General features: G+C 40.2%; 10 protein-coding genes and 1 pseudogene. 4 read left to right on the top strand and 7 right to left on the bottom strand.

Going from position 1 to position 12,729, the window contains the following annotated elements; all coding sequences use genetic code 11:
- Position 1: 1 nt before the first annotated feature.
- Positions 2-541, bottom strand: a complete 540-nt coding sequence (locus tag L2735_RS08745; protein WP_248984333.1) for a response regulator — start codon at positions 539-541, stop codon at positions 2-4.
- Positions 542-670: 129 nt separating this feature from the next.
- Between L2735_RS08745 and L2735_RS08740 the strand changes: the two genes are divergently transcribed.
- From L2735_RS08740 to L2735_RS20000, 3 genes and pseudogenes are all read left to right on the top strand, one after another.
- Positions 671-877 (top strand): helix-turn-helix domain-containing protein, encoded by a 207-nt coding sequence (locus L2735_RS08740; RefSeq protein WP_248984332.1) that lies wholly within the window; start codon positions 671-673, stop codon positions 875-877.
- Positions 878-1,427: 550 nt separating this feature from the next.
- Positions 1,428-1,706, top strand: a complete 279-nt coding sequence (locus tag L2735_RS08735) for a hypothetical protein (protein ID WP_248984331.1) — start codon at positions 1,428-1,430, stop codon at positions 1,704-1,706.
- 453 nt (positions 1,707-2,159) lie between these two features.
- Positions 2,160-2,315 (top strand): annotated as a pseudogene (locus tag L2735_RS20000) (group II intron reverse transcriptase/maturase); the annotation flags it as partial.
- Positions 2,316-2,403: 88 nt separating this feature from the next.
- On the opposite strand, the gene L2735_RS08730 reads toward L2735_RS20000, so the two are convergent.
- The 6 genes from L2735_RS08730 to L2735_RS08705 form a co-directional block, all read right to left on the bottom strand.
- The gene (locus L2735_RS08730) at positions 2,404-3,339 is read right to left on the bottom strand and encodes a pPIWI-associating nuclease domain-containing protein (protein ID WP_248984330.1); all 936 of its coding nucleotides are present in this window, start codon (positions 3,337-3,339) and stop codon (positions 2,404-2,406) included.
- 112 nt (positions 3,340-3,451) lie between these two features.
- Positions 3,452-4,036: a hypothetical protein gene (locus L2735_RS08725; RefSeq protein WP_248984329.1), complete on the bottom strand. Its 585-nt coding sequence runs from the start codon at positions 4,034-4,036 to the stop codon at positions 3,452-3,454.
- Between the two features lie 342 nt (positions 4,037-4,378).
- Complete coding sequence (locus tag L2735_RS08720; RefSeq protein WP_248984328.1) at positions 4,379-5,485, bottom strand: IS91 family transposase; 1,107 nt, start codon at positions 5,483-5,485, stop codon at positions 4,379-4,381.
- Positions 5,486-5,564: 79 nt separating this feature from the next.
- The gene (locus tag L2735_RS08715) at positions 5,565-5,963 is read right to left on the bottom strand and encodes a tyrosine-type recombinase/integrase (protein ID WP_248984327.1); all 399 of its coding nucleotides are present in this window, start codon (positions 5,961-5,963) and stop codon (positions 5,565-5,567) included.
- Positions 5,964-5,984: 21 nt separating this feature from the next.
- Positions 5,985-6,326 carry a phage integrase N-terminal SAM-like domain-containing protein gene (locus tag L2735_RS08710; protein WP_248984326.1) on the bottom strand — a complete coding sequence of 114 codons (342 nt, stop codon included), beginning with the start codon at positions 6,324-6,326 and terminating at the stop codon, positions 5,985-5,987.
- Between the two features lie 638 nt (positions 6,327-6,964).
- Positions 6,965-7,447: a hypothetical protein gene (locus L2735_RS08705; protein WP_248984325.1), complete on the bottom strand. Its 483-nt coding sequence runs from the start codon at positions 7,445-7,447 to the stop codon at positions 6,965-6,967.
- Between the two features lie 1,323 nt (positions 7,448-8,770).
- Here L2735_RS08705 and L2735_RS08700 point away from each other — a divergent pair.
- Positions 8,771-12,729, top strand: a 3,959-nt coding sequence (locus L2735_RS08700; RefSeq protein WP_248984324.1) for a tetratricopeptide repeat protein, incomplete at its 3' end; no start/stop codon positions are given.

The raw sequence follows: 12,729 nt of genomic DNA, 5'->3' as shown, positions 1-12,729 counted from the left end.
ATTACTTCTGTTGGTGTGCTAGTACGGAATTGATAGCTTTAATTTGACCTAACAATTTGGAACTCTTTTCACGAGCAAGCATGTACTGTGATTCTAAGTGCCCTTTCATCTCAGGAAAGGATAGATATAGACTCATATACTCTTCAGACTCACCAATACTTGTAAACAAGTCTACTTCTGTTTGTTTAAGACGTTCTTTTAATTGATTAATAGCGTCATTTTCGACTTTGAGTACTTGTTTCCCTTTCGATTGAGTTCTTGTATTAACTTCTTTTTTAACAAAGTCTAATTGATGGAATCGATCTGTTTTCTGGTAAATAGCTATGTTTGATTTTTTACTTTCAATTCTTATTAAGGCGCCACTTTTAACAAGTCTGCTAATTTGCCTATAAATAAACTTATAAGCTTCGCGAATACTTAGGTTATTAGCCGAAGCAGCTAAAAATTTATCGCGTAACTGAACAACTTTGAAATTATTAAAGCTCTCATCCTGAAGAATAGTATGCAACGTGGTGCATATTGTGATTGAAACATTCGACATAACTTTATCTCAAGGGGTTAATGACTAGTCCAAATGAATAGTAAAACATTTATAAACAGATTGCGGATTATAATCCGTGGCTTTATAAGCCGCAACTTTAGATAGTCTTTATTTTTAACGAGATGAAAAATGAAAGACTTAGCTGTTCAATTTGGATTAAATTTACGAACTAAACGTAAAGAGTTAGGAATATCTCAGGATAAATTGGCACTTTTAGCAGAAGTGGATCGAAGCTATGCTGGAAGAATTGAGCGTGGAGAAGTTAACATCACCCTTGAAAAAGCATACCAATTGGCCGAAGTGCTGGAATGTGATGTTAGAACACTTTTACCCTAGAGAAGATGCTTGTTAATTCCGTCTAACTAATTGCTATTTTTTTCAAGAAATACCTACACAGTACAAACAAGTAAAGCGCTTTGAGGATGACAAAGTACAAAAGGTTAACCACGCTCTATGCTCCGCTGGTCATAAACACGAACTAGAGGAAGTAAATTAATTTCATCGAATAGATTATAAATACCGTATTTCTCAGATGTATAAGACTCAAATTCGACAATACCAGTACGAATATGGGTAAGAATATTGTGATAAATAACCATGCTTTATATTTGTAATGTGTAGTATTTTGTGAATGATTATTGCTATTACTTAATGACTATCAGTCAATCGGTGCCATGAGCATTAAGTTATAGAGGGGAGTAATAGCGCCAAGTGAATGGATAAAAGCGATATTAAAATTGTTCAAATACTATGAAACGTGAGTAAGTCTAAAGCGGTCCATCAGTTGCATTAAAGTCTTTAATACATCGAGAAAAAACTAAATAGAATAGTCACTATCATTATTATCGACTAAGCTTTAATTAGTCAGTCATTACAAGGATGTAATATGCTAAATTTAGACGATGTTTATCTAGACCCTATAAAAATCCGTCAGCACAAGAGTCGTTTTCACTACCTGCAATTCCTGTATGTGTTTTTAGTCTTTACCATAGGTATAACAGAGTTAAGTTTTTTCTTTTCACCTGTATCTGGGCTTATTGCGGTAACCGTGGCTTACTTATTTCGCTATATCAATAAACCTATACTCCCAAGAACAGCATGGAATATCCTCAAAATAACAATGTTTTGTTTTATGGTGACATCGTTGGGTTTCACAGAAATATAAGTTTGATTAAGTGTCGTCAGTAAAGTCCAATACAGTATTTCTAAAGCCCTAGGAATACTGAAAACACAGAGAATCGAAACATTCAAACCTAAATTAAACCCCTTGAAATAGAGTGAAATGCATCATCTGTTTATCGGATACAGGTCAATGTAGCGACCATTATAATCCAACACAGGTTAACTCGACTCAAGACTCTAAGCCTTTTTCCAGAAACGGGTTAGGGTAGATAACTCATTTATGCCCCATTACCTGTTAGTGAGCGAAATTTTGCTTAAACGAGAATGCTGGTAGAGAACACGCGGTTACGCAGTCTGTGAAACCAGTAGTCAGCAGGGCTATCTATAGCTCCATAGGTCTGACATACGGTAGTGATACTGCGCTCCTAAAAATAGGGGACACAACTTAGTGGTTTTTCCTGCTGAGGTAAAGACATGATTACATAGCTTTATTCGGTTAGCTTGTGGAATAACAAGTAAAGGTCCATGGCGAAGTTCGAAAACACTAGGGATACAGCAAGCGCTGAGTAATGAATATTTGAAGAAATCAGGATTATATTCACTAAGAGAAGGATGGATCACTGTTCATTATCCTAACCCAAAAGTGAGTTAGGTATTCTAAATGAACCGCCCTGTGCGGAGCCGCATGCACGGTGGTGTGGGGGGGCTGGAGGCTAGATACCTCCGCCTACCCGATTAAGTCATTCATACCATGAGTCTGTATCAACGATAATGCCTTCATCCCCAAGCTCCAATTTCTTTAAATGTGTTAGCTTGGAGTGGATAGTGAAATCATATGGAAAACTGTCACTCATGGTAGCACCATTGCCGTTCCTCATGTCAGATCCAGATCCCCATTGTAAGTCACAATAAACTGTTCCATATCCTTTGATTACGACATGCTTGCTACAAATGGAGTCAACGTGATAGCTATCTAGTTCCGAATAATCAACGAAGGTATGTGTAGACAAAATATCCAGTTCGTTAAATGTTGAACTAACGAATTCAGATATTAGGGCATCATCAATTTCACCCTCTACATACGATTTAACTTGCTCTCTCAAGTCTTCGATGAGTGTCAAGATACTATCCATCACACTTAGTACCTGAAATGCAAGAGACTCGCATAAGATATCTCCGATATTAAACCTCTTTTCTCGAAGATGCGTATGCTCATTGAGCTCTCTAAACAGCTTTGTAAATTGTTTAAGCGTATCTTTTATAAAATCCTTTTCTTCCTCTTCATCAAGCTGAAGTATCTCAAAAACCATTTCGTTACTAAACCCACCCTGTATTGCGTACTTAGCTCGCTGGGCTCTCGTAACTCCATCGTCCTTGTTTGTTTCATTTTTATACCAGCAGCAGTTTAAGATATCTTCATCGGAAGAATATTTGGCCAGTATTAGAGTGATAATCTCTCGCATACAATAGGCAAAATTATTAAACCGAAGAGGATTTCCTTTATCACTCAAATTATTCAGAGACGCTAAAAATAATTCTCGCTCAAAGCCAGAACCTAGATGCTCCAGTATCTTTACGCTATTGGCATTGCTAATAAGGTGCTTATAAATGGTAGTTCGGTGAAACTTTTCCAGCCGAAAGCCTCTATTATGTTTTCGTTGCTGTACCTTAGCCATCTTTTTGCGTCTTCTCCGAGACTGCTTCCTTTTATTCTCACCTGAATACATAACTCTCCAGTTTCCTAATAGACCAACGCTTCGTTAAAAGCCAACTTTTATTTATCCTGCTTTAACGACTTGTGATATTCAAATATTTTGACCAAATGTTACGACGCATCTTTAATGACATCTTTGCCTTTATTACCTTACTCACACTTGTGTCGACGTACACATTAAATGTATATATTCGCCAAAAAGCTAAAAGCTTATTAGAGCGACAAAATATAAATTCATCACTACGATCTAATTGCTCAAAAAATGTAGAAGGAAGATAAAATACAGCTTGTTTACCATCTGCTAGATCCGCCGGTAATTTTGTACTTAATTGAGCTGCTTCAATGAATTTATGTCCATTTGTCACTATTTTAGTTTTTTTAGTAAATGGGAATTGAAATAACTTCCAGTGATAATTTGTAATAGTCACTGGTCGATAACCTAAATTCACACATGTTAGCGCATAGAACCATGTATCAGGAATTGTTGGATTGTTATAGGCAACTAAAGAATTCCAAAAAGTTGCCTCGAGCCTAACCATCCTATCTTTAACGGACAGCCAAAGTGCTAATGAAGAAATTATAATAGTAGCAATAGCAGCGAACCAAGCGGCAAAGCTATTAACACACTCCCATGTTGTACATGCTTCCAGTTCGGGCATTAATCATCCTTTAAATATAACGTTTTAGTATTTATGCGTTGCGTTGTTTGCAAGGCATAAATCGCTTGTTGGACTTGGCCGATGCCACATCCATATTAATCGGTATAGTTTATGCTATAGGAATTTGCTTTTGGGCGGTAGTGGTATCTTGTACAGCCTTTCGACTAATTGCTTGTTCTGATTACACCTTTTAAGGTAGGTTTTGCTGTTATCCATCTTTTATCATCGCTCTTTCATTGTCCTATCTTCTGATTTGGCCGCTTGAGGATGTGTGTGGTTGCCCCACCTAACTCAATGTTAGCTAAGCCTGATTTTATCACTCATAGCCCCGACTTTTTCTGATTAACCTGACAACCTCAACTTAGCCTTACGCGATAACATGGTCAGTAGTGGTACCAGCCCCATAAAAATTAATCGTCCATTGGCACATTGCGGGCAACACCAATGCCCTAACGACTCAGTAATCTTGATGTCTTTATGGGCTTTGGTGGGTATTTGTTGTCGAATTTGGCTTAACTTTTTACGCCGACAACTATTAGCCAAAAAGCCAAAATGCCTTATTCGCATCACGCCTTTGGGTAACACATGCAGCAGGTAACGCCGGATGAACTCATCGGGTGTCAGTTGCATGATTTTGCGTTGATTATCGCGATAATCAACGTAGCTTATATCAATGGCATTAGCGGTAACCTGCTTTAACCGTGACTCATGCAGCATACCTTTACGGGTGTAACGCCCGAGATAAGCGACTACCGTTTCCGCTTTATACAAACAGGCCTTACTGTATACACACCACGCCTTTTCCATGAGGTTATTAGTATCAGGGATGTTGATGTCACGCAGACGAAGAGCCGCTAACATCTTAGCTTTAAACACGGTTGATACCGCCTTTACAGGAAATAAATAGTCTGATTTCACTCCGCGCCACTCACCTTGCTTGGTTAACACCCCACCAGGAATTAAGCAGTGCAAGTGAATATGCTGGGTTAAGGTTTGCCCCCAAGTATGCAGTACGGCGGTGCAACCTAATTGCCCTTGTAAGTGTTTACGGGTCATGCCAAATCGACTTAAAGTCTGCCAAACAGCTTCGAACAACGCACTGTAAACTTGCTTTGCTTGTTCATCAGTATGAGTGAGCCTGTTGAGCTCATGGGGCAAAGTAAACACCCAATGATAATAGCGACAATGTAGTACATGCTGTTGCTGTTTCTCTACCCATGCTTGGGTTTGTTTACCTTGGCAGCGTGGACAATGTCTGTCTCGACATGAGCAAAACACGTTTTGTTGATAGTCACATTGATTACATTGCCACTGCTGTTGACCGAGCGCTGCTGTGCGACAAGCCAAAATATGCTGACACACCAAACGCTTCTGCTGACTCAGTCGATGATGTTGCTGGTATTGACCGTAATGAGTTTGCAGTATGTCACTCAAGTGATAATGCGCCATATCATCACCCTACACCCGCCAGTAAATCGCCCCCTTGATGCCCAAGCTCTGGTGACCAGTGCAGATATCGCTCTGTGGTTTAAATGCTTTTGTGCCCCAATTGATGTTGGAGTTGATTCAGTAACATGCCCGCAGTCAATTGATGTGTTGCATAGGCATGACGTAAGCTGTGAGGACTACAGGGCTTCGTAATACCCGCAAGTGCAGCTGATTTTTTAATGACTTTACGCAGGCTCGATGGGTGTATGGGGTACATGTTATCGTGGTATTTCACTCCAAATAACCAGTCTTGTGGGTGATAGCTTTGCCAATAATGGCGCAGTAGATTAAGCAATGACGGCGAAATGATGACCAAACGGTCTTTAGCGCCTTTTCCCTGACACACTTTGAGTAACTGGCGCTGACCATCAATATCACTGACTTTAATGTTTACCAGCTCACCGACACGTAATCCACAGCCATAGCACAGCGCTATCATGGTGTGATATTTCTGATTGGGTCAATGTTGTAGTAATTGGCCTATCTCTTCTTGACTGAGCACTTGCGGCAATTTTTGGCTAGGTCGAGGTAAACACACGTCAATCTTAAATTGACGTTTTAAAATGTGTTCAAAGTAAAAATGAATACCATTTAATTGGAGCTGAATAGAGGCTCTTGATAGTTGTTTTTCAAGGTTTAAATAGCGGAAATAATCGCTCAACTGAGTGTCGGTAACGGTTTCAACCGACTGATGATAATGCTCAGCCAGTTTAGTGATGGCGTACAGATACGCTTTGCGGGTGCGCTCAGAGTAACGTCTAAGTGTTATTTCATCATGGAATAATTGGGTTTGTACTAACATGACTTACCTCCTTGATAGTGGAAAAATCCACTGAGGTAAGTGTGGTTCAAATGATTGGCTTTGGGGCTCCGCGCAGCGGCTTAGTTCAACAGTATATTAGGCTAAACTCCGAATAATAACGGTCTTAATAAGAACAGGTCGCCAGTACTTTTATCACTCAAGACTAACAGTAAACCAGCCTATCAACAATGAGTTAGAACAACGAAGAACTGATTCACAGTTTCTCCGCCTGAGTGAAATAAAGTACTGTCATCATTGCATAAAGTGCAATGTTAACGCAGTTCTTATATCTTGCGTTCCGCATTAGCCTTTATAAGGCTAATGCTTTAATTGCGCTACTAACAACTTCTACCAGTGAAATCATTTTGGGGCATGAACGTGTCAGCAACATTCGACTGACACGTATCTGGACACAAATGAGATAGCGCTCCTGCTAAATTAGCACTTAAAGGATTACTTTAAGTGTTGAAAACCCTCTAGTTGAGTGGTCCAAATTAGTGCGTCACTACAACTCAACACACCTAAAAAGCGTAAGTTCTTACGCCGATATTTACTATATAAAGATACACTCGGGCTTGTTCAACACTTGGGGTAAGTACGCGGCTGCGCGCGACCTATCCTTATTAGTTATATGCATTTTATCGTTGGGTAGTAGCATTTATTATTTTACCGTCTTGATTTCTTAGAACAGTCAACCAATGTTTTGGTTTTTCAGTTTGGCTAAATACTACGTCTTTAACTCCCGCAGTCTCTAACCATAACAAAGTACCATCGCTAGATTTAACTTGAACCAATTCACTACCGTTGTAATACACTTTATTTAAAAAACCATAAACAACATTCCCTTTTCTAAGAGAGAAACAGTGTTTATCAAATTCCTTCATATCAGGCGTAACATCAGTACTTACTTCATCGATCAGCTTTTCCCAGTATTTTATATCTGGGCAGGCAGAGCCGCCAAATTCAAAAGAAATATATCGAGGGGCTTCTTCCAACTCACTAAAACATTTGCTTTTATCTTCATCTTTCTCATAAGCGTTACAGATTTTTTCAGCTATCGAATCGCTAGCTAAACTAGAAAAATGTACAAACGAAAACATCAATAATATGGCAAGTTTCAACTAATACTCCTTATGCATATAACAGCTTGTTCAATAGCAACACGATAACGTTCCAGGCTGCTCAAATCATGTGGAAAAGATACCATCGCTAAGTCATTGTTGTAAATAGAATATGTTTTTCAAATACTTTAGTGATGTTTCAAATATAGCCTGAGAAAGAATGCGTCTTTGTTTACGAGGTCTGTACAACACTTTTTAACATTTTTCAGTGCCTTGATATATACGCATTTCCTCGATAGTTACAAAATTATCGATGCGTAGAAAATTCATTTTTCGCATCCTTTGATCCCCAAATTATCTCAATTTGGAGCAATTCAGTTATACCTGTATAGATAATCAGTCTTTTGAGCGGCAAGCAAAGCCGTAAAAAAGATTACAGAAAGTTAGACTATATTGATTCTTTCTAAATAGCCTCGTTGTTACCGCTGACTTGCAATGGGCCATTTTCGAGTCAGCGAGTCTGCGCTGACTCACTTATGCCCCAAAACGTGTTGGCAACGAGTAAGCGAGGCTTACTAATTGTGTATTAACTCTTCAGGGTTTTACTCTGTAGCTAAAATTTGCTCCTTAATCCTCAGTGTTAATATAAAAAGCATACTTATCTTCTAGAGTAGCCTTTTTGGCTAACTCAATCACGTCTTGAAGAGTTAGAAGCCTCTGGTGTACATCCCAACCCACGTCAAGGCTATTTTTGTACGGCTCTAAATTGCCATGGCAATGTCCAAAAAAGTGAAATGAATTAGAGTAGTGCGAGCGATTCCAGACTCTCATGGGATAATGGTTTAGGACTACCAAATTCCCATCGAAAGAAAACTCAAAATGGTCGTGACATTGATTATTCCATAGCTGATTTCGCAGTACTTTGGAGTGATTACCAGCAAGATGAATAATTGTTCCTCTAAGCCTTTTGAGAATAGCCTCACATTTATCTATTGGTGAAAAAAACATATCACCTAAATCAATGACAATATCATCCTTAGCATAGTAAAACTGGAATTACGGTCAATCAGTTTATCTTAAGCCTCGCACTCAAGCTCGCACCTGCCCATGAATGTTTATCTACTGAAAAATAGGACGCGTTTTCAGTGTAGACACACCCTTTCTAAAAATATTCGTTGTAAAAAGTGGAATCTATGACTTTTCTATATACCAAATAAGTTAATTTAATGAGATAAGGCTCTGATTTCACCTTTTATAAAGTGATACTTTGATAAATATGATATATAAATAAACCCAATAATATCAGCAGCCTGTATCATTTTGTAACTGTCGGGTTGTTCTGTTCATTAATAAAGTCAGCGCCTCCCTAAAGCAAGGATATATATGACCACGCTACATGATGACTACATCAGTGATTTGCAAGATTCAGTGAATACCCCCCTGCTAATAGAAGTTCAAAAAAAACATATCCTACAGCTCAAACAAGACAAGCCAGAGTTCTCAGAGGCAGCTACTTACCATAATGTCTATGATGCTGAATTATCTCATGACGACACAACAAACATCATTACCATCAATGCTGAAGCTGGCAAAAACTCCCAGATTTTTAGTGCGATTTACCATCTAATCGGTGACGAGTTAAGAAATAAGTTGGTCATAGACAGTGCATTAAAGCTTTCAATATTTTTTGCCTCACAGGGAATAGGAGATGTGCTTGGAGATGTCACAAATACTAAAGCGTCTGATTTATTTAAAGAAACAATTTCTTGGCTAAAGGACAGTTTAAGTGACAGCTCCCTTGTTGATACAAGCGTTAAGGGGGCCATTGATAAATCGACAGGTATGGTTGCAGATCAAGTTGAAAGTGTAGCAATTAAAGGGGCTGATAAGGCAAATGATAAACATGAGCTTGGCCGTAAACTCTACCTTAGTGACAGTGCACAAGCAGAAATAAAAGCAATTGCAACACATTTGAGCGAGGAGCACACACCTCATCAGGCAATGCAATTTCTTCTTAAATTGCTAATAACGTTAGGTGACGGTGCACCTAAATTAATAGTTATCAACGATCCATTCAATCTGGATGTGGCTTCTTTAGCTTTGCTATCGTTATATTTTTCGTATGCTAAAGATGCAAAACAAGGAGTGATTAAATCTGATGACGATAAACCGGCTGTTACGCATTCAGGAGTGTCTGTACTGTTTAATTATACAGAAAAACAGCCGTTTGATGCGTTACCTGATAATGAGACTAAGCAAAAATTAACGCGCTTACGCCATATGGTGCAGCGATATGGCATGTTAGAAAAGCCTGGCTCTAGCATTCCTGTTCCCGCAATTCGAGCAAAAACATTTGTCGGCCGGTCTTTAGAGCTGCATCAACTACGAACAGAGCATGAGGCCTTCATTAAGGGTTGCCATCTTAACGGATCACAACTAGTCACAAGCCAGTGGACGTTAGTGAAGGGGGAGCCAGGAACGGGCAAAACCGCACTTGTTAAAAAACATTTAGACACGCTATTTATGCATTCAGATGCACTAGCGAGCAGTCAGGTGCGATTAACACTCTTAAATCAAACGGGCCACTCGTCAGAGATCACTGGACTGGCTTCATTACAGCATTCGATCCAATTGGAGTTAGTGAGGCTCACTGAAGAATATAAAACACAATTAGGCTTTTTTGAGCGCAAGATAAAAGATAAACGCATTGAATGGGAAAAAGCTAAAGCTCAGTTTGGGCAGCTTAATGACGCAACAGGTACCTATAAAGATCAATATGAGGCGTTAAAAAACAATCGTATTGCAGCCATTAAAGGCATCAAAAAGGCAGTTAAATTCATCTCTGATTTGTCAGGTTTTGGTTCGGTGCATGACGGCGCTGCATCGGCTTGGAATGCGGCAACAATCAATCAGCATCAAATTCAAAGTGTTGATGCGCTTAACAACGAAAACAGCAAAAATGCAAAGCAAGAGCAGTTTGGTTCCCTTTTCCTAGCGATAAAAGAACTCAAAAGCGTATCAAAATTTATAGACGCTGAAGCCGAAAAAAGCCCCATACTTTTATTTGTTGATGATTTGCAATGGATTGACGAGCTGTCTTCAGAGTTTATTCTTACACAACTAGCAACCCATTTTTCAACAGAGGTAATCTTTACAGCTCGCCACTCTGACAGTAACACCAGCTATAAATTAGCATTGAAAAATCAACAGCATTCGCCATATCAGCTAGCGTTATTTGATGCTATTAAATTGAATACCTCGGTAACAGAAGCGCAAACGACCGATAGTGTTAACCTCATTCCTGATAGCATTAAAATAAAAGCGCAAATTATCATTGAAGGAATGGATAAGAGGACGCTGGAAGCGTTAATTGAACAAACATACGCTATTAGCGACGAACAGACATCCTCTTTAATCGCTGAAAAAATCATTACCGTGTTAACAGAGCAAGAGATTACAGCCGAAACGCAAGTGGTCACACTATTCGCCATTGAAGCCTTGAATTTGATTTCAGACTTTCGCTTTTATCAACGTAAGGCCGAAGATAATATCACCATCACCCCATTATTCACTCAAGTAAGTAAAGGGGTTTTCCGGTTAAGCGCGTTATCGGCAGCGCAGGTTAATGCAATCATTGAAAACGTTTTTTCGTTACTTCATGACACGCATCAGCATGCCTTTACTCACTCAAGCGCACAAGAGAATGACCAAAGCTACTTCACGTTATCATCTTATGCAGTAATGGAAGAACGTCTGCTTATTATTCACGATTACTTTAGCGAGGGCGACACTCCTTACGGGGATGCTGCCGTTTTCAGTTTACAGCTATCCGCATTAATTGGCGCTCCATTTGACAGTGCCCTTGTTGCTCACCTTATCGAGAAGCTAACCACAGTAGATACAGCTGAGTACCCCTCTCTCAAAGCTTTAAAAGCATTTTTGCAACAAGAAGCAGGTTGCTCACTTAAAGACGAGCACGTTGAAATATTGGAAGAGGTGTTTGAAATATTAAGACGCCTACAACCTAATCGACATCACTACCGTCATGGCTTATTTAATGTGTTTTTGCGTCAACAACTGAATTTCTCGCTCGCAGTATTGGTGCAGCAAGAAACGCATCCTAACGCGCAGGATGAGTTTTTCGATTTTACCCACAAAGAGATGAACGCTAGGTTTGAAGCCGAAGATGTTAAAAACTTACTAGCGGCAGAAGCTTTTGAGCACAAGTTATACACCCAGAGCGCTAATGTGGCGCTACTGGCAATGGCATTTAGGTATAACCGGGACATGTGGGCAAGGGACTACACATTCAGCCTAAATAATCTTGCTTATTCTTATGACAGCGTTAGCAGGACAGTAGAGACGATAACGCTGCAAGAGGAGTCACTGGGTATTCGAAAAGCGCTTTATGCTGAGCAGCCAGCGCGCTGGGCAGAGGATTACACCAGCAGCCTAAATAATCTGGCCGTCTGCTATGAAAGCGCTGGTAGGACAGTAGAGGCGATAACGCTGGAAGAGGAGTCATTGGGTATTCTAAAAGCACTTTATGCTGAGCAGCCAGCGCGCTGGGCAGAGGGTTACACCTGCAGCCTAAATAATCTGTCTACTTCTTATTACAGCGTTGGCAGGACAGTAGAGGCGATAACGCTGCAAGAGGAGTCACTGGGCATTCGAAAAGCGCTTTATGCTGAGCAGCCAGCGCGCTGGGCAGAGGATTACACCACCAGCCTAAATAATCTGTCTACTTCTTATAACGGCGTTAATAGGACAGTAGAGGCGATAAGGCTGCAAGAGGAGTCACTGGCTATTCTAAAAGCGCTTTATGCTGAGCAGCCAGCGCGCTGGGCAGAGAATTACACCCGAAGCCTAAATAATCTGGCTTATCTTTATAAAAGCGTTGACAGGACAGTAGAGACAATAACGCTGCAAGAGGAGTCACTGGCTATTCGAAAAGCGCTTTATGCTGAGCAGCCAGCGCGCTGGGCAGAAGATTACACCCAAAGCCTAAATAATCTGGCTTCCTCTTATCACAGCGTTGATAGGACAGTAGAGGTGATAGCGCTGAAAGAGGAGTCGCTGGCTATTCTAAAAGCGCTTTATGCTGAGCAGCCAGCGCGCTGGGCAGAGAATTACACCCGAAGCCTAAATAATCTGGCTTATCTTTATGAAAGCGCTGGTAGGACAGTAGAGGCGATAGCGCTGCAAGAGGAGTCACTGGCTATTCGAAAAGTGCTTTATGCTGAGCAGCCTGCGCGCTGGGCAGAGGATTACACCACCAGCCTAAATAATCTGGCCGTCTGCTATGAAAGCGCTGGTAGGACAGTAGAGGTGATAGCGCTGAA

The organism is Shewanella olleyana (assembly GCF_023283825.1).
Taxonomy (GTDB): Bacteria; Pseudomonadota; Gammaproteobacteria; order Enterobacterales; family Shewanellaceae; genus Shewanella; species Shewanella olleyana.
This window is presented reverse-complemented; position numbering and strand designations above follow the sequence as displayed.

Excerpts from the sequence above, each read along its gene's own strand:
- L2735_RS08710 (WP_248984326.1), bottom strand. The coding sequence starts at position 6,326 with ATGTTAGTACAAACCCAATTATTCCATGATGAAATAACACTTAGACGT.
- L2735_RS08730 (WP_248984330.1), bottom strand. The coding sequence starts at position 3,339 with ATGGCTAAGGTACAGCAACGAAAACATAATAGAGGCTTTCGGCTGGAA.
- L2735_RS08720 (WP_248984328.1), bottom strand. The coding sequence starts at position 5,485 with ATGGCGCATTATCACTTGAGTGACATACTGCAAACTCATTACGGTCAA.
- L2735_RS08715 (WP_248984327.1), bottom strand. The coding sequence starts at position 5,963 with ATGATAGCGCTGTGCTATGGCTGTGGATTACGTGTCGGTGAGCTGGTA.
- L2735_RS08725 (WP_248984329.1), bottom strand. The coding sequence starts at position 4,036 with ATGCCCGAACTGGAAGCATGTACAACATGGGAGTGTGTTAATAGCTTT.
- L2735_RS08735 (WP_248984331.1), top strand. The coding sequence starts at position 1,428 with ATGCTAAATTTAGACGATGTTTATCTAGACCCTATAAAAATCCGTCAG.
- L2735_RS08740 (WP_248984332.1), top strand. The coding sequence starts at position 671 with ATGAAAGACTTAGCTGTTCAATTTGGATTAAATTTACGAACTAAACGT.
- L2735_RS08745 (WP_248984333.1), bottom strand. The coding sequence starts at position 541 with ATGTCGAATGTTTCAATCACAATATGCACCACGTTGCATACTATTCTT.